We start from the raw sequence: 17,365 nt of genomic DNA, 5'->3' as shown, positions 1-17,365 counted from the left end.
AATGCTCCGGTTACTCTGTTTGAAAAGACTACTATGGCACGATCAGCCCAAGGGGTGAATCCGTAGTCACCTCAGACCTCTCGGGACGGATTACCACCAGAATCTGATACCAGCGACCCCCTGACCGCCACGGGCTGTGACTTCGGGTTCCTGCTCAGGCCCAAGCCCTCCGATGGCATACACTGGCACTTTCGCGTCCGCCGCAAGCGCACGAAATCGCTCCCACCCCATACCAGGCTGCCCGGGGTGGCTGAGCGTTTCAAGAACATTGCCTAACAGGACATAATCGGCCCCCAGGCGCTCGGCATGACGCAATTGCTCAGAGGTATGGCAAGATACGCCAAACCAGAGATCCGCGCCTACAGGGCGCTCTGTGAGCTGACTGGCCACCCGCCAGGGCACCTGCAGCCCCCTTGCACCGTCCACCTCTTCGCACAGCGTCTCCGCACCATGCACAATCAGGCCAACTCCAGCGTCACGGCAAAGCCGGACAGCCTCAGTCGCCAGCCACCGGTACTGAGGCTGATCCAGGTGAGGCGCTCGCAGCACGACCAGAGAGCCCTCACTCCGGCCCACAAGGGCGCGCTCAAGCCGTTCAAGGCCTTTTATCGCATCCGGAATATCTCCGGTGATCGCAAGTTGCCGGGGCAGTTGCAATGCCCGAATGATCGGCCGGTTGGCCGCCGGAAAGTCCTCATCCCGCAGGGCATCGGGCTCAAACCAGCCAACAGGCTGCCCTTCTTTACCCTCAGGCTCCCCCCGGGCTGAATGGCTTAACCAGACGTCGAGAAAAACACACTTATCGCCATAGTCGTGACGTATGCCAATGACCGGCTCAAGAGCGTCTTCCGATAGCACCAGTCCGGTTTCCTCGGCAATTTCCCGGCACAAAGCCTGCTGAACGCTTTCACCAGACTCCACCTTGCCTCCCGGAAATTCAAGGAGTCCTCCCTGATGGGCACTGTCCGGGCGACGAGCGATCAGGACCCGGCCATTCCGGACGATCACACCAACCGCCACATGGACAGTCTTCTGGGTCTGAGAAGTAGCCACTATGGCCTCAGCTGCGGTATTCGGCATTGATGGTGACGTAGTCGTGGGAGAAATCACAGGTCCAGACCGTTTCCCGAATCGCGCCGCGCTTGAGGTCGATGGCGATCGTGATCTCCTCCTCGTTCATCACCGCCTGTCCCCGCTCCTCGGTGTAGTCGTCCGCGCGTCCACCACTGCGAACCAGGCAAACGTCGCCAAGATAGATTTCAAGGGCATTCAGATCCAGATCGTCGATTCCCGCCCGACCAACCGCCGCCAGAATACGGCCCCAGTTAGGGTCCGAGGCGAACAGCGCCGTCTTAACCAGCGGCGAATGGGCAACGGTATAGGCGACATCCAGCGCTTCCTGCTGGGTTGCAGCACCGGCGACATCGATGGTCACAAACTTGGTTGCTCCCTCACCGTCCCTGACGATGGCGTGCGCCAACTCCAGATAAACGTCTTTCAAGGCCTCCCGTAGTGCCGGAAGCAGAGGGCTGTCAGCGGCAATCTCGGGCCCGCTGTACTGTCCGCTTGCCATTAACATACAGGCATCGTTGGTCGAGGTATCCCCATCAATGGTAATGCGGTTAAACGACGTCTCACCAAGCTCAGACGCAAGGGCCTGAATCACATCCGGTGTCAGCCGTGCATCGGTCGCAATAAAACCGAGCATGGTGGCCATGTTGGGGCGAATCATCCCGGCCCCCTTACTGATCCCGGAAATGGTCACAGTGTGCCCCCCCAGATCGACTTGCCGGGACGCACCTTTTGGCCGGGTATCTGTGGTCATGATGCCCGAAGCAGCCTCCTGCCAGCGGTCTTCGCGGGCGCCGGCCAAAGCCTCAGGCAAGGCATCGATGATCTTGCTGACAGGCAGCGGCTCGCCAATAACACCCGTGGAAAACGGCAGCACCTGAGCCACCGAGACGCCCGCCCTGCCCGCAAGGGCATCACAGCAAGCCAGGGCGTCCGAAAGCCCACGCTCACCCGTTCCGGCGTTAGCGTTGCCGGTGTTGACCAGCAGGTAGCGTGGGGCCCCCTCGGATAAGTGACGGCGGCTGAGGACAACCGGAGCGGCACAAAACTGGTTCCGGGTAAAAATACCAGCCACACGGGTTTCCGGGGCCAACTCAAATACCACAATGTCCTTTCTGCCAGGCGCTTTAATCCCCGCGCTGGCTATGCCCAGTTTTATGCCCGCTACCGGGAAAAAGTCGGGTAAGGTTCCGGGACCTACCGCCATGCCTGTCTCCTTGATGTTTCCTGATCTTCAAACGACAAAACCCGCAAGCGCCAGCAGACTGGCGGATTGCGGGTTCTGGTTTCCGGCTACCGGGTGGCTGGTCAGCTCACCTTTCCGCAGCACTGTTTATATTTTTTGCCAGACCCGCAGGGACAAGGCTCATTTCGGCCAACCTTTCGTTCCTGTCGGATAAAGGTTTCCGGAGTTCCCTGCGGGTCCTGCGACTCACTGTCTCCGTCGGCTTCACCCTGGGCCGCGCTCGCCTGCTCATGACGCAGATTGGCCCTGGCCATTTCCCGCTCCAGCTCTTCCTTGCGACGTCGCTCAATCTCTGCCATCTCTTCCTGGCTCTGAACGCGCACATGGCACAAGACCCGAGTCACGTCCCGCTTCATGGTATCAAGCATGGTCTCAAACAGATTAAAGGCTTCGCGCTTGTACTCCTGTTTCGGGTTCTTCTGAGCGTAACCACGCAAATGAATGCCCCGGCGCAGGTGATCCATATTGGACAAATGCTCCTTCCAGAGCGTGTCCAGCACCTGCAGAAACACCTGCTTTTCAAACTTGCGCATGGCCTCAGAACCGGCCACCTCTTCCTTGGACTTGTACTCAGCTACGATGGCATCCAGAATTTCCTGTCGCAGACTGTCTTCGTACAGCTTGCTGTCGTCCTTCAACCATTGCTGCACAGGCAATTCAATGGCCATCTCGGTCTGCAGCTGAGCCTCAAGCCCCTGAACGTCCCACTGCTCCGGCATGCTTTGCGGTGGAATATACTCGCTGACCACGGCCTCGACCACGTCTTCACGGATCGTATCGACCATTTCAGAGACATCGTTGGAGGCCATCACCTCGTTACGCTGTTCGTAGATAACAGTACGCTGGTCGTTCGCTACATCGTCATACTCGAGCAGGGTTTTCCGCATATCGAAGTTGCGGCCTTCAACTTTACGCTGAGATTTTTCAATGGCATTGGTCACCATGCGATGCTCGATAGCCTCGCCCTTTTTCATGCCCATCGCCTGCATCAGATTCTTGACCCGCTCAGGCGCGAAGATGCGCATCAGGTTATCTTCCAGCGACAGGAAGAATCGGGAGGAGCCCGGGTCACCCTGACGACCGGCCCGACCACGAAGCTGGTTATCAATCCGGCGAGACTCGTGCCTCTCGGTGCCGATAATGTGCAGACCACCGGCATCCAGCACCTGATTATGACGTTCGGTCCACTCTGCCTTGATCCGAGCAACCGCCTCTTCCGAGGGGTTTTCCATGGCAGCAACCTCGTACTCCCAGTTGCCCCCCAGAACGATGTCCGTGCCCCGGCCAGCCATGTTGGTCGCAATGGTCACAGCACCGGGACGCCCCGCCTGAGCAATAATCAGAGCTTCGGACTCATGCTGCTTGGCGTTCAGGATCTTGTGTTCGATCCGGGCCTTTTTCAAAAGCATGGACAAAAGCTCAGAGGCTTCAATCGACGCAGTGCCCACCAGAATGGGACGGCCCTCGGCGGTTACATCCTTGATTTCATCAATAATGGCGTGGAACTTTTCTTCCTGGGTGAGGTACACCAGATCATTGTAGTCAATCCGCTGGATGGGCTTGTTCGGCGGCATCACCACAACATCCAGACCGTAAATCTGGCGGAACTCGAACGCCTCGGTATCTGCGGTACCGGTCATCCCTGCCAATTTGTCGTAGAGACGGAAATAGTTCTGGAACGTGGTCGACGCCAGGGTCTGGCTTTCGGCCTGGATCTTGAGCCCTTCTTTTGCCTCAATAGCCTGATGCAGGCCTTCACTCCACCGACGACCTGGCATCGTCCGGCCGGTGTGTTCATCAACAATCACGACCTGACCACCCTGGACAATGTAATCCACGTCTTTCTGGAACAGGTGGTGGGCACGGAGAGCAGAATGCACATGGTGCAAGAGACTCAGATTGGCCGCCGAGTACAGACTTTCACCTTCCCGGAGTAACCCCTGAGCGAGCAACAGCTCCTCGACTTTTTCGTGGCCGGATTCCGTAAGCTCTACCTGGCGAGACTTCTCATCGATGGTGAAGTCGCCGGAAGACTCACCTTCTTCGCTGACCTCGCCTTTCTCCAGATGGGGAACCAGTGTATTGATGGCCTGGTACATTTTTGAGGAATCTTCAGCGGCACCGGAAATAATCAGAGGGGTCCGCGCCTCATCGATCAGGATTGAATCCACTTCATCGACAATGGCAAAGTGAAGACCGCGCTGCACCTTGTCCTCAATGCTGAAGGCCATGTTGTCGCGCAGGTAGTCGAACCCGAACTCATTATTGGTTCCGTAAGTAATGTCCGCCTGGTACGCCGCCCGTTTTTCCTCTGGCGGCTGCCCGGAGGCGACCACACCAACCTGCATCCCCAGGAAACGGTACAGTTTACCCATCCAGTCAGCATCACGGCGCGCCAGATAATCGTTCACGGTGACGACATGGACGCCTTTGCCAGGCAGCGCATTCAGATAGACCGCCGCCGTAGCGACAAGGGTTTTACCCTCACCGGTTTTCATCTCGGCGATGCGACCTTCGTGCAGCGTCATACCACCAATCAGCTGAACGTCGTAATGGCGCATGCCCATGACTCGCCGGCTGGCTTCCCGAACCGTAGCAAAAACCTCTGGTAACAGGGAATCCAGGGACTCCCCTTCCTCAAGACGACGACGGAACTCAGCGGTCTTGCCCTGCAACTCCGTATCGGATAACGCGCCAAACTGCTCCTCAAGTTCATTAATGCGCGTGACAGACTTGCGCATTCGCTTGATTTCTCTGGCGTTTTTACTGCCGAACATTTTGGTTGCAAGCTTTGTGAACATAGACCACGGCTTCTTCAGTTAAACGTAGGAAGCCGGCATTCTAACCTTATTTGGCGACAGGACAAAAGGCGGGGTTCACGGGAACGGAATCAGCGGCTTGCCCGCTGGATGTATTTCACCGGATTTTCAGATTTGCCATTGCGGATAACTTCGAAATGTACGTGCGGACCGGTCGAACGGCCGGTACTGCCCATCAGCGCAACGACCTGCCCCTTCTGAACGACATCTCCGACATTCACTTTGATGGTCTTGGCGTGAGCATAGCGAGTAATCAACCCTTCACCATGATCAACTTCCACCAGATTACCATAGCCGGATCGTTCGTCAGCCCAGGTCACAACACCTCCGGCCACGGAAATAATGTCACTGCCGTCCTTACCAGCCAGGTCAACACCCGCGTGCCAGGTGCGCTTACCGGTGAATGGATCAGATCGGTAACCGTATTTGGAGGACAACCACCCCCAGGTTATCGGACGCCCCTGAACATAAAGCTCATCTTCAAGCTTCTTCCGCGAGGCGACTTTATCCAGCAAACGCAATTGCTTTTCCCGGTCGTCGATCTGTTGCTCAAGCTGCCGGATCATGTCAGTCAGCTCAGGTGCAGTATAAGATTCCCCGGACAGCGCATCATCCTCAGGCCCACCGACCGCAGCGGGCTTGTCGAAGTTGAATTCGTCGCTGGCCACCATCCCGGACTCGACAAAGCGTTGCCCCAAAGCGTCCAGTCGCAACAAGCGACCCTGAATCTGGCCCAAACGCAACGTCAGCGCATCAATCTGCTGTTGCACGCTCTCCCGCACCCGGGCCACTTCGGCACGCTGTTCTTCAAGCTTGCCTTGCCACCCGGCCACGAGTTCTGACTCAGTGGGCTGCCTGGATTCAAACTGACTGACTGCCATCTGATAACCAGCCCAGCCGGCAGCGGCCAGCGTTGCCAGAACCAGAAACACCAAGCCCGCCAGCAACGCCCCACTCAACGGGATTGCTCTGGATTGCCCGTGGCGCTTGCCTACGAAGATTACGTTCATATCGTCTTTCGATTTCATGGTTGAGCCGCAACTATCTCCCTGTAGTCCTGCGACCCGGAACTATTCCGAGCGGGTCTGCTATCCTTGGCAACAACTACGTACTGAATAATCGCAGCGCCCGCTAGACACTCTCTCTTATTACAATGTAAAACGAGTGAAACAATGGCGCTACGGACAAAGCGTGCCGAAGTGTAACCAATCGTAAACAGCTCCGTCGAGAAAAAAAGAGACAATGACCTCAAGAAATGATCAAAAAATGATCTTCAACAAACAAGCCAGCGGCGTGAACAACACGCTGAGGGAATTGATGTCAAAAGCGGAGCTGCACCTGCAGGCCGAACACCAGGTAATGGCAGCGATTCCCGACGACCTGGCCGGAGGCACAAGATTCGTGAGCTGCCGGGACGGAGAACTGGTGTTATCGACCGACAACGCCAGCAAAGCAACACGACTGAGGTTTCGCCAGCACGAAATTATGTCGGCCCTGCGGGCAAATGAGCTATTTCGCTATGTCTGGAAGGTGAAAATCAAGGTTATCCCACCCCGTTTCAACACCCCGAACAGGCCAGAAAAGGCGCCATTAAGCAAAGAAAATGCCCGGCTCCTCAAAGAGGAAGCCGGGCACACGAAGGATAAAGCTTTACGCGAGGTTCTCGAAAAACTCGCAAGCCACGTCCGGGATTAAGGCTTCCCGCCTTAAGCCTGGGCCGCCAGCACGGGCTTCATGTAGGAAATCGGGGCGGTTGCCTCATCGTCAAAGGTCACCACTTCCCAGGCATCCTCTTCTGCCCGAAGCTTGCGCAGCAGCTTGTTATTCAGATCGTGACCGGATTTAATGCCCCGGAACTCACCGATCAGGCTGTTACCAAGCAGGTACAAGTCGCCAATGGCATCCAGTACCTTGTGCTTCACGAACTCATCATCGTAACGCAGACCATCCTCATTCAGGATTTTGTAGTCGTCCACCACAATGGCGTTATCCACACTGCCGCCCAGCGCCAGGTTCATTGCCCGCAACTTCTCGATATCGCGCATGAAACCAAACGTGCGGGCACGAGAGACTTCCTTGACGAACGAGGTGCTGGAAAAGTCCACGGTAGCGGTTTGAGCACGGCCCTTGAAAACCGGGTGGTCAAAATCAATCCCGAAGCTCACCTTGAAGCCTTCAAATGGCAGGAAGGTCGCTTTCTTATCGCCCTCTTCCAGGGTGACTTCGCGCTTGATGCGGATAAAGCGCTTCGCCGCGTCCTGCTCAGAAATACCGGCAGACTGAAGCAGGAACACAAACGGCCCGGCAGAGCCATCCATAATCGGTACTTCCGCAGCGCTGAGCTCAACGAAGCAGTTATCGATGCCGAGACCAGCCATGGCGGAGAGCAAATGCTCTACCGTCGCCACACGGACACCGTCTTTTACCAGCGTCGTGGACAGCATGGTCTCACCCACATTCTCCGCACAGGCACGGATTTCAACCATCGGGTCGAGGTCCGTACGGCGGAAGATGATACCCGTATCAACAGGCGCTGGCTTTAGGGTCAGGTACACCTTTTCCCCTGAGTGCAGGCCAACACCGGTCGCACGGATGGTGTTTTTGAGTGTCCGTTGTCTGATCATCGGTTCATCATTCCGTCACAAAAAGTCGATATTCTGAGCAAAAAACTGCCCGGAGAATATCAGAATTCAAGGCTGAGCACCATTTAACCAGCATGACTTTACTTAAACTTTGCAATAGTCATGAGCTATGGATATCCAGCTCAATTTAGGAGAAAGCTTTGGCGCGCAGGTTTAACTTTGCGCCAGCTTCACCACGATTGGCCTAGATTATCAATCAGCCTGCCGACGAAGGAATGCGGGAATATCGAGATAATCCACGCCTTGCTCTTCGCTTTCTTTGCTCTGATCCAGAGCTACATTGCCTTGTGAGACTGCGCGACGACGCAACACCGCTGGACGATCCAGCTGGTTGTAATCAGTCTTGCCATCCAGAGTGCGGGTGTTGTCCACAACTTTGGTGGGCTTCTCACGCTCACCGCCCAGGCCTGTAGCAACAACCGTCACCTTCAGTTCGTCGGTCATCTCCGGATCAATAACCGTGCCCACAACAACCGTAGCGGCGTCAGAAGCAAACTCACGAACGATATCACCCACTTCGGAGAACTCGCCCAGGTTAAGGTCCATACCTGCGGTAATATTGACCAGAATGCCCTTGGCTCCCTGAAGATTGATGTCTTCCAGCAGCGGGCTGCGCACGGCGGCTTCTGCCGCTTCGCGGGCACGGTTCTCGCCGGTGGCACGACCGGTCCCCATCATCGCCATGCCCATCTCGGACATCACGGTTTTCACGTCGGCAAAGTCGACGTTGATCATGCCGTTCCGGGTGATCAGGTCTGCAATGCCCTGTACCGCGCCAAGCAAGACGTCATTGGCTGAGGCAAATGCATCCAGCAGGCTGGTTTTCTTGCCCATGACCGCCAACAGCTTCTCGTTCGGAATCGTGATCAGGGAGTCGACGCTTTCCTCCAGCTCCTTCAGGCCAGCTTCCGCAACGCTCATGCGCTTACCGCCTTCAAACTGGAACGGCTTGGTGACCACCGCAACCGTCAGGATGCCCAGTTCGCGGGCAACTTCAGCAACCACAGGAGCAGCACCGGTACCGGTTCCACCACCCATTCCAGCCGTAATAAACACCATATCGGAACCATTAAGGGACTCAGCGATACGGTCACGATCTTCAAGTGCAGACTGGCGCCCGACTTCCGGGTTAGCACCGGCACCCAGGCCCTTGGTGATGTTGCCACCCAGCTGGATAATCTGCCTCGCGTCCAGGTCCTTCAATGCCTGGGCATCCGTGTTGGCGCAGATAAACTCGACGCCCTCAATGTCGCTGTCAAGCATGTGACGAACGGCATTACCTCCGCCTCCACCGACACCGACAACCTTAATTACTGCGTTTTGCTGAACATTATCGACAAGTTCAAACATTTCCCCTACTCCTTCGTGCTGTGTCCGGTCTTTCCAGACCGGTTGCTTCAATCGTTATATATTTTTCGAGAGACCTTCGTGTATCAGGCCTGGAGCACCGTCAAAACTGACCGGTAAACCAGGCTTTCATGCGCTCAACCAGTGAGGGCGCTTCTTCCCCCTTGAGCACCGGCGCCCGACCAAGATCCATTTGCCGGAAGCCATGGATCAACAACCCCACGCCCGTGGCGTAAATGGGGTTATTGACCACTTCCGTCATGCCGGAGACCGCCTGCGGACAGGCCAGTCGAACCGGCATGTGGAAGATTTCTTCAGCGAGCTCAACCACCCCTTCCATGGTGGATGAGCCGCCTGTAATCACGATGCCCGCCGGAATCAGGTCTTCGAATCCGGACCGGCGTAATTCAGACTGCACCAGGGTGAACAACTCCTCATAACGGGGCTCTACAACCTCCGCAAGCGCTTGCCTGGACAGATCGCGAGGTGCCCGGTCACCGACACTGGGCACCTTGATGGTTTCTTCCGCGCCGGCCAACTGAGTCAGGGCACAGGCGTACTTGATTTTGATTTCTTCCGCATTTTGCGTTGGTGTTCGAAGCGCCATAGCGATGTCATTGGTCACCTGATCACCCGCAATGGGGATCACGGCGGTGTGGCGTATTGCTCCACCGGTAAACACCGCAATGTCTGTGGTACCGCCCCCGACATCGACAACACACACACCCAGCTCTTTCTCATCTTCGGTCAGGATCGCGTGACTGGAAGCCAGTTGCTCAAGGATGATGTCGTCGACTTCCAGGCCACAGCGTTTGACGCATTTTTCAATGTTCTGGGCCGCGTTCACGGCACAGGTCACCAGATGCACCTTGGCCTCAAGGCGCACACCAGACATCCCCATGGGCTCCTTGATACCTTCCTGGTTATCAATCACAAACTCCTGCGGCAGAATGTGGAGAACCTTCTGGTCGGCCGGAATCGCAACCGCCTGAGCCGCATCAATAACCCGATCAATGTCGGCCTGCGTCACTTCCCGGTCCCGAATGGCAACGATGCCATGGGAGTTCAGGCTCTTGATGTGACTACCGGCAATCCCTGCGTACACAGAGTGAATTCGACACCCTGCCATCAACTCGGCCTCTTCAACCGCGCGTTGTATGGCCTGTACGGTAGTCTCGATGTTGACCACCACCCCACGCTTCAACCCCCGGGACGGGTGCGAACCGATACCGACGACTTCGATGGTTCCGTCCATCTTGCGCTTGCCGACTATCGCCACCACCTTGGAGGTTCCAATATCCAGGCCGACAATCATGTTTTCCGTTTCAACCGATGACATGCGTTTCACCAAACCCCAGGTTCGTATTAATCGTTATCAGGATTTCGGAGCGGCTTGCGCCACATCCGCTTTCCACTGCACCGCTACCCCATTCGAATAGCGGGCATCTATCCGGCTGACCTCATCCACTCTCGACGCCAGACGGTTCTCATAAACTGTGACAAATCGCTCAAACCGCTGCGCAACCTGATCCCGCCCCAGCACCACCTCAATGCCATTGCTTAGGGTCAGGGTCCAGGCCCCGCGTTGCTCCAGCGTCAACCCGGCAAATCCCAGACCGTAGCCAACCAGTTGATCGCTCATAGAACGGGCCATATCAATTACATCCCGGACCCGCTCATCCGGCCCTGCCAGCCTCGGCAACTTGCCCGCCACGTCTGGGTTCGGCGGCGAGAACAGCTCTCCGGACCGGCTGACCAGCCGACCGTCGGTCCAGTAGGCCAGCGGTTTCTTTTCCCGGATATCAATCTCCAGACGCCCAGGCCAGACCCGCTTCACCGCCGCTGAGGCAACCCAGGGCCGCCGTTCAAGCTCTGCTTTTATGTCTGCCAGATCGGTCGCAAAGTAGCTTTTGCCAATCCAGGCCCCTGCCGCCCGCTCCAACGCAACCTGACTTTCACCAACAAATTCTCCACGCACATCGACCGCCAGAATCTGTTGGTCCATCGCGGTTAACAATCGATCGGTTCCCCAGGGCACCATTGCCGCCAGAAGTACAACGGTCGCACCCAGCCCCACCTGTAACCAGGGCACTGTGGCCAATACAGCTTTCAACACACCAAACCGGTCCCGCTCCGGCCCCATAGAGGTTGCCCCTCGACGGCGCGGCGGTTCGGGCGGTACCGCCCGGCCCCGGATCAGCAGCGTTTCAAGCATCGACGTCCTCCGCCAGCGTGTCCCTGAGAATCCGAACCACCAGCTCTTCAAAACTGATACCGGCTGCTTTCGCTGCCATAGGAACCAGACTGTGATCCGTCATCCCCGGAACCGTGTTCACTTCCAGTAACCAGAAGCCGCCCTCACGATCCTGCATCACATCGACGCGCCCCCAGGTACGGCACCCCAGCACACGGAATGCCTCCAGCGACAGATGCTGAAGACGCAACTCATCGTCCGGCGCCAATCCACAAGGGATCTGGTAACGGGTATCGTCAGCCAGATATTTTGCTTCGTAGTCGTAGAAGGCGTGATGAGTGCTCAGGCCAATGGCAGGCAGAGCCTTGTCCTGCAGCAGGCTGACCGTGAATTCCGGGCCCTCAATCCACTGCTCAACCAGAACCAGATCGTCCAACTTTGCGGCAGCCTCATAGGCCTCGGCCAGCTCGCCGGCGCTGGAGACCTTACGAATGCCAATACTGGAGCCTTCATGAGCTGGCTTAACACTCAGGGGGGTGCCCAAAGCGGCAACAATATCCTGAGCCTCGTTGATGGAGGTCATCGCACGAAACGCGGGCGTGGGCAGACCACAGCCTTCGAACACAAACTTGGTGCGTAACTTATCCATCGCCAGAGCGGACGCCAGCACTTCACTACCCGTGTAGGGAATACCAGCCTGCCCCAGAATCGCCTGCAGTGTTCCGTCTTCCCCACCCCGGCCATGCAGAGCAATGAAGACCCGGTCAAAATCCGGCTTATCTACCGTCCGCAGCAGACAACCACGGATGTCCATTCCAAACGCATCAATACCCGCCGATTGCAGGGCAGACACCACCGCCTTTCCGCTGTTCAGCGACACATCACGCTCTGCGGAATCTCCCCCCATAAACACTGCAACACGGCCCAAAGCACGAACCAGCGCTGGCGGTGCCTGATAGGACTGAACCGTGGTATGCGTCAGATCACTCACTTACTTTTACTCCTGCTGCCGCCAGTCTTGCAGCGACGCCACCGATATCTCCGGCACCCTGGGTGATCAGCAGATCGCCCTCTTGCAACACATTGGCCAATAGACTCTCAATTTCCCGGTTATCCTCAACGAATACCGGCTCCACCTTGCCCCGCTGCCTGATGCTGCGACATAGCGCCCGCCCGTCTGCTCCGGGAATGGCCGGTTCGCCGGCCGCATACACATCCATCAATAACAGGCCATCAACTTCCGACAGCACCCGGACAAAGTCCTCGTATAGATCCCGGGTTCGGGTATATCGGTGCGGCTGATACAGCATGACAATCCGGCGATCGGGCCAGGCCTCCCGGGCGGCCCGAATGACGGCCTCAACCTCCGTCGGGTGATGGCCATAGTCATCCACCAACGTGGCAGATGCCTTTTCAGTCTGATACTCGCCATAGACCTGGAAGCGCCGGCCAACTCCGGCAAAACCGGCGAGGCCACGACAGATCGCCTGATCATCGACACCTTCATCCGTAGCCACAGCGATGGTCGCCAAGGCATTGAGCACGTTGTGGCGACCCGGCATTCTCAACTCCACTTTGAGATCCGGCCGACCGCCAGGACGACGAACCAGAAAACGGGTTTTCAGGCCATCGCTGTGGATCTCCTCGGCCCGGTAGTCAGCCTCCGGATTGTCGATGCCATAGGTAATGATGGCTCTGGATATCCGGGGAATGATCTCACGCACATAGGCATCGTCGACGCACATAACGGCAACGCCATAAAACGGCAGGTTGTGCAGAAAATCGACAAAGGTCTGCTTCAGCTTCTCAACGTCACCACCATAGGTGTCCATGTGATCCGCTTCGATGTTGGTCACAACGGAGATCACGGGTGTCAGGTGCAAAAACGAAGCGTCACTCTCATCGGCTTCCGCCACCAGATAACGCGAACCACCCAGCTGGGCGTTGGTCCCCGCGCTGTTGAGCTTGCCCCCGATAACAAACGTAGGATCGAGCCCGGCTTCACCCAGCACCGATGCAATCAGGCTTGTCGTGGTGGTTTTTCCGTGGGTACCAGCAACGGCAATACCATGTCGATAGCGCATGATTTCCGCCAGCATTTCTGCCCGGGGGACAATCGGCACCCGCCGGTCACGGGCAGAGACAACCTCTGGGTTATCACTGGCAACCGCTGACGACACCACCACCACGTCCGCTTTCTCAGTATTTTCTGATCTGTGGCCAATCCATACCTGCACCCCCATGGCCTGCAGGCGTTTGGTAACCGCGCTTTCCCGAATATCCGATCCGGACACGTCGTATCCCTGATTCTTGAGAACCTCGGCGATACCACTCATGCCGGCGCCACCAATCCCGACAAAATGGATACTGCGGATCCGGCGCATTTCAGGCACCTGATACACCAGTGGCGGGTTATTTGCATCAGCCATTGGCGGCCTCCAGACAGTAATTCACGACTCTCTCCGTTGCATCGGGGCGGGCCAGCGAGCGGGCTGCCTTCGCCATCATCAGAATTCGTTCACGATTCACCACAAAATCATTCAGCGTTTCCGCCAGAACCTGCGGTGTCATTTTCGACTGCGGGATCAGAAGGGCAGCCCCCGCGTTCACCATGTGCTCGCCATTCCGGGTCTGGTGATCGTCAACCGCATGGGGAAACGGAACCAGAACCGCACCCACACCTGCCGCACAAAGCTCCGAAACCGTCAGCGCACCAGCTCGGCAGATCACCAGATCCGCCCACCCATAGGCTTCTGCCATGTCCTGAATAAAAGGCTCCACACTCGCCTTCACTCCGGCAGACGCATAGGCAGACCGGGCGTCTTCCAGATTACGCTCTCCACACTGGTGCCGGACTTCAGGACGAGTCTCTTCATCCATCAGGGAAAGCGCCTCCGGGATCTGTTGATTGAAGACCTGAGCCCCAAGGCTCCCGCCAACCACCAAAACCCGGACCTTGCCGCTTCGGTTCGCAAGCCTCCGCTCAGGAGCATCCATCCCGGCTACCTCACCCCGCACAGGGTTACCGGTGCAACGGGTAATAGTCTGAGCACCAAAACTGCCCGGAAAAGCTTCCAGTACTGTTTTCGAAAAGCGGGTTAGCCACCTGTTGGTCATACCAGCCACAGCATTCTGCTCATGGATAACCAGCGGTTTACGCATCAGCCATGCCGCAACCCCTCCCGGCCCCGTCACGAAACCACCCATGCCGACAACGCAGTCGGGCCTGATTCGCCTCAGGTGCGTATAAGCCTCACCCAGGGCCCGCATCAGGCGGAACGGCGCCAACAACAAGGCCAGCTTTCCTTTGCCTCGCAAGCCGGAGATGTGAATAAGCGACAAAGGAATATCCGTAGCTCCGATCAAACGCTCTTCCATACCGCCAGCGGCACCGAGCCAGAACACTTCATGCCCCTGCTGCTGCAGGGCCCTTGCCGTTGCCAGAGCAGGAAAGACGTGGCCCCCGGTACCTCCGGCCATCATCAGGAAGCGACGACGTGGCGTGTTAGTCATAAACCGCTCCCCCTTTGCTCTGCCTGACGCCAGTTTCCGACGCAACGCGCGCCTTGTCCTGTCGTTCCAGCTCCACCCGGGCCAGGACACCAATGCCGATACAGGTAATCATCAGGCTGGACCCGCCATAACTCACCAATGGCAACGTCAGCCCCTTGGTCGGCAAAAGCCCCGTACTGACAGCCATGTTGATTCCGGCTTGAAGGCCTGTCAGAAGCGTAATGCCATAACTGAAACAGGCGCCAAACGGCATACCCGCCTTTTCGGCCCGCCTTGCGATCACCAGGCCACTGACCACCAGCGCAGTGAACAGAGCCAGCACCACGAGCGCGCCGAGCAAACCAAATTCCTCGGCGATGATGGCAAAGATGAAATCAGTATGGGCCTCCGGCAAGAAAAACAGTTTCTGCACCGAGTTGCCCAGACCAACGCCCACCCACTCACCACGCCCGAACGCAATCAGGGATTGAGTAAGCTGGTAACCACTGTCGAACTGGTCTTTCCAGGGGTCCAGGTAACTGACAACCCGTTTGAGCCGGTAGGGCTGAGTCACGACCAGAACCGTGCCCAACACCGCCAATATGCCAATCAGAGGCATAAACCGGGTAAGCCGGACTCCGCTTAGAAAAATCATACCGGCAGCTGCGGTGACCAGAACCACGGTGGCTCCGAAATCGGGCTGAATCACCAACAACATAGATGCCACGCCCAGCACCACCAGCGGCTTGAGAAAACCCGGCCAGGTGTGAAGCAACTCTTCCCGCCTGCGAACGACATAGCCGGCCAGGTAGGCGATCAGACAAAGCTTGGCGACTTCGGATACCTGAACATTGAACAGCCCCATCGGAATCCAGCGGGTGGAACCGTTCACCGTCCGCCCGAGCGGCGTCAGTACCAGTACCAGCACCAGCAAACCAAGGCCCAGCAGCAGCCAGCCGCTTCGTTCCCACCAAGACACCGGCACATTGACGGCAATAAGCGCCATAGCGCAGCCAAGGGAGGCAAAGATGATCTGGCGAATCACATAGTGATAGCTGTTACCCAGCGTGGCTGCAGCCATATCCATCGACGCCGACGAGATCATCACCATGCCGGTGACAAGCAAAGCGACCGAAGTAATGATCAGTACCGGCAGAGGCTGGAGTTCACCGGCAAGCCCCTGATACGGAGGAATGCTGACACCTGCCTGCATCACATGCCCTCCACCAGAGTACGGAACTGGTCACCGCGATCATTGTAATCCCGGAACATATCGAAACTGGCGCAGGCCGGAGACAGCAACACTCTGTCGCCGGGCCGGGCATAGGCACGAGCTGCGCTGACAGCCTGCGCCAACGACGCCACAACCTGTTGCTCTACGGACGTACCTAAAGCGGAAGCCATGCGTTCAGCATCACGCCCCATCAGGACCACGGCCCGGCAACAGGCCGCTACCGGCTCCGCGAGAGGTGTGAAATCCGCGCCTTTTCCCTCGCCGCCCGCGATCAGGATGACCTTTCCGGAATCCGGCCGCAGGCTCTCGATCGCCGCCACCGTGGCGCCGACATTGGTGCCTTTGGAGTCATTCACATAATCCACACCATCCAGAGAACGAACGAACTCGCACCGATGAGGCAGACCACGAAATGCCCTGGCCACTTTCAGCATGGGCTCCAGAGGCAAATCAGCCGCCAGGCCAAGGGCCAACGCCGCCATCACATTGCTGATGTTATGGCGGCCAATCAGTTGGAACTCGCGGGTCAGACACAGATTATCCAACCCCCAGGTAATCCAGGTGCCTTCATCATCATCCCGGGTGCTTAATGTATCCGGGTTTACCCGATTGAACCCAAAGCAGAGAAAACGCTGATTTTCCCTCGCCATAGGTGTACTGAGCGCATCATCAAGATTCACTACGACCGTGCGGCAGCCCCGATAGATCCGCTGTTTCGCCTGGAAATAGGCCATTTTGTCCGGGTAGCGATCCATGTGGTCGTCACTGACATTCAGCACCGTTGCAGCCAGTGCACCCAAGGATTCCGTGGTCTCAAGCTGAAAACTGGAAAGTTCCAGCACGTAAAGCTCGGCGGCGGGGTCCAGAAGATCCAGAGCCGGGGTCCCAATGTTACCGCCCACCCGTACCTCACGACCTGCCGCTTGCGCCATCTCCCCAACCAGAGTGGTGACCGTGGTTTTTCCATTAGAGCCTGTGATGGCAATAATCGGTGCTTCGGCGGCGTCTGCAAAAAGGTCGATATCACCCCGAATGCGGGCACCCCTTGCCGCCGCACCGGCGATTGCCGGCTCCGCGATACTGATCCCCGGGCTGACCACCAGCTCATTGAAACCGGCAAACAACGCCTCATCAAAAGCGCCGAGATAGACGGGGACCTCAGGCCAGCCGGCTTTTAACTCATCCAGCCCCGGAGGCTGAGGGCGACTATCCGCTACCGCTATGTCTCGCCCCTGCCCGGACAGGTAGCGCACGCAGGAAAGCCCGGTTTTACCGAGCCCTACGATCAACGTGCGACGATCCGAAACAATGACACTCATA

Annotated in this window: 13 protein-coding genes and 1 pseudogene; 1 reads left to right on the top strand and 13 read right to left on the bottom strand. The window is 57.3% G+C overall.

The genetic code is table 11. From position 1 onward, the window contains the following. Positions 1-90: 90 nt before the first annotated feature. From K325_RS0103965 to K325_RS0103950, 4 genes are all read right to left on the bottom strand, one after another. Positions 91-1,080 carry a Nudix family hydrolase gene (locus K325_RS0103965; protein ID WP_051146548.1) on the bottom strand — a complete coding sequence of 330 codons (990 nt, stop codon included), beginning with the start codon at positions 1,078-1,080 and terminating at the stop codon, positions 91-93. Further along, positions 1,061-2,278: a bifunctional glutamate N-acetyltransferase/amino-acid acetyltransferase ArgJ gene (gene argJ, locus K325_RS0103960; RefSeq protein WP_029652963.1), complete on the bottom strand. Its 1,218-nt coding sequence runs from the start codon at positions 2,276-2,278 to the stop codon at positions 1,061-1,063. Before argJ ends, K325_RS0103965 begins: the two co-directional genes overlap by 20 nt. Before the next feature lie 101 nt (positions 2,279-2,379). After that, positions 2,380-5,118 carry a preprotein translocase subunit SecA gene (gene secA, locus K325_RS0103955; RefSeq protein ID WP_029652962.1) on the bottom strand — a complete coding sequence of 913 codons (2,739 nt, stop codon included), beginning with the start codon at positions 5,116-5,118 and terminating at the stop codon, positions 2,380-2,382. An 89-nt stretch (positions 5,119-5,207) separates the two neighbouring features. After that, entirely contained in the window at positions 5,208-6,164 is a 957-nt protein-coding gene (locus tag K325_RS0103950; protein ID WP_029652961.1) for a M23 family metallopeptidase, read from the bottom strand. Between the two features lie 214 nt (positions 6,165-6,378). Here K325_RS0103950 and K325_RS0103945 point away from each other — a divergent pair, with 214 nt between their 5' ends. Further along, positions 6,379-6,831, top strand: coding sequence for a DUF721 domain-containing protein (locus K325_RS0103945; protein ID WP_029652960.1), 453 nt, complete (start codon positions 6,379-6,381; stop codon positions 6,829-6,831). Positions 6,832-6,842: 11 nt separating this feature from the next. On the opposite strand, the gene lpxC is transcribed toward K325_RS0103945, so the two are convergent. The 9 genes and pseudogenes from lpxC to murD all read right to left on the bottom strand — a co-directional run bounded on the left by lpxC (position 6,843) and on the right by murD (position 17,364). Further along, complete coding sequence (gene lpxC / locus K325_RS0103940; protein ID WP_029652959.1) at positions 6,843-7,760, bottom strand: UDP-3-O-acyl-N-acetylglucosamine deacetylase; 918 nt, start codon at positions 7,758-7,760, stop codon at positions 6,843-6,845. A gap of 378 nt (positions 7,761-8,138) precedes the next feature. Continuing rightward, a pseudogene (ftsZ, locus tag K325_RS0103935) lies at positions 8,139-9,128 on the bottom strand (cell division protein FtsZ); the annotation flags it as partial. A 100-nt stretch (positions 9,129-9,228) separates the two neighbouring features. Further along, the gene (ftsA, locus tag K325_RS0103930; RefSeq protein WP_029652957.1) at positions 9,229-10,464 is read right to left on the bottom strand and encodes a cell division protein FtsA; all 1,236 of its coding nucleotides are present in this window, start codon (positions 10,462-10,464) and stop codon (positions 9,229-9,231) included. Between the two features lie 36 nt (positions 10,465-10,500). Then, positions 10,501-11,340: a cell division protein FtsQ/DivIB gene (locus tag K325_RS0103925; RefSeq protein WP_029652956.1), complete on the bottom strand. Its 840-nt coding sequence runs from the start codon at positions 11,338-11,340 to the stop codon at positions 10,501-10,503. Continuing rightward, positions 11,333-12,310, bottom strand: a complete 978-nt coding sequence (locus K325_RS0103920) for a D-alanine--D-alanine ligase (RefSeq protein WP_029652955.1) — start codon at positions 12,308-12,310, stop codon at positions 11,333-11,335. Before K325_RS0103920 ends, K325_RS0103925 begins: the two co-directional genes overlap by 8 nt. Next, a complete protein-coding gene (gene murC / locus K325_RS0103915; protein WP_029652954.1) occupies positions 12,303-13,748 on the bottom strand; it encodes a UDP-N-acetylmuramate--L-alanine ligase in 1,446 nt (481 codons plus the stop codon). Before murC ends, K325_RS0103920 begins: the two co-directional genes overlap by 8 nt. Further along, on the bottom strand, positions 13,741-14,832 hold the full coding sequence (gene murG, locus K325_RS0103910) for an undecaprenyldiphospho-muramoylpentapeptide beta-N-acetylglucosaminyltransferase (protein ID WP_029652953.1): 1,092 nt from the start codon (positions 14,830-14,832) through the stop codon (positions 13,741-13,743). Before murG ends, murC begins: the two co-directional genes overlap by 8 nt. Continuing rightward, a complete protein-coding gene (gene ftsW / locus K325_RS0103905) occupies positions 14,825-16,024 on the bottom strand; it encodes a putative lipid II flippase FtsW (protein WP_029652952.1) in 1,200 nt (399 codons plus the stop codon). The genes murG and ftsW overlap by 8 nt, the downstream gene beginning before the upstream one ends. Next, entirely contained in the window at positions 16,024-17,364 is a 1,341-nt protein-coding gene (gene murD, locus K325_RS0103900; protein WP_029652951.1) for a UDP-N-acetylmuramoyl-L-alanine--D-glutamate ligase, read from the bottom strand. Before murD ends, ftsW begins: the two co-directional genes overlap by 1 nt. Position 17,365 lies beyond the last annotated feature (1 nt).

This window comes from Marinobacter daepoensis DSM 16072 (assembly GCF_000421165.1).
In the GTDB taxonomy this organism is placed as follows: domain Bacteria; phylum Pseudomonadota; class Gammaproteobacteria; order Pseudomonadales; family Oleiphilaceae; genus Marinobacter; species Marinobacter daepoensis.
Note: the sequence above shows the minus strand (reverse complement) of the source record. Positions and strands in the feature narration are given on the sequence as shown.

Bases quoted from the DNA above. Each gene is read 5' to 3' on its own strand.
- murG (WP_029652953.1), bottom strand. From the start codon at position 14,832: ATGACTAACACGCCACGTCGTCGCTTCCTGATGATGGCCGGAGGTACC.
- murD (WP_029652951.1), bottom strand. From the start codon at position 17,364: ATGAGTGTCATTGTTTCGGATCGTCGCACGTTGATCGTAGGGCTCGGT.
- secA (WP_029652962.1), bottom strand. From the start codon at position 5,118: ATGTTCACAAAGCTTGCAACCAAAATGTTCGGCAGTAAAAACGCCAGA.
- argJ (WP_029652963.1), bottom strand. From the start codon at position 2,278: ATGGCGGTAGGTCCCGGAACCTTACCCGACTTTTTCCCGGTAGCGGGC.
- K325_RS0103945 (WP_029652960.1), top strand. From the start codon at position 6,379: ATGACCTCAAGAAATGATCAAAAAATGATCTTCAACAAACAAGCCAGC.
- K325_RS0103925 (WP_029652956.1), bottom strand. From the start codon at position 11,340: ATGCTTGAAACGCTGCTGATCCGGGGCCGGGCGGTACCGCCCGAACCG.
- K325_RS0103950 (WP_029652961.1), bottom strand. From the start codon at position 6,164: ATGAAATCGAAAGACGATATGAACGTAATCTTCGTAGGCAAGCGCCAC.
- ftsW (WP_029652952.1), bottom strand. From the start codon at position 16,024: ATGCAGGCAGGTGTCAGCATTCCTCCGTATCAGGGGCTTGCCGGTGAA.
- K325_RS0103965 (WP_051146548.1), bottom strand. From the start codon at position 1,080: ATGCCGAATACCGCAGCTGAGGCCATAGTGGCTACTTCTCAGACCCAG.
- murC (WP_029652954.1), bottom strand. From the start codon at position 13,748: ATGGCTGATGCAAATAACCCGCCACTGGTGTATCAGGTGCCTGAAATG.
- lpxC (WP_029652959.1), bottom strand. From the start codon at position 7,760: ATGATCAGACAACGGACACTCAAAAACACCATCCGTGCGACCGGTGTT.
- ftsA (WP_029652957.1), bottom strand. From the start codon at position 10,464: ATGTCATCGGTTGAAACGGAAAACATGATTGTCGGCCTGGATATTGGA.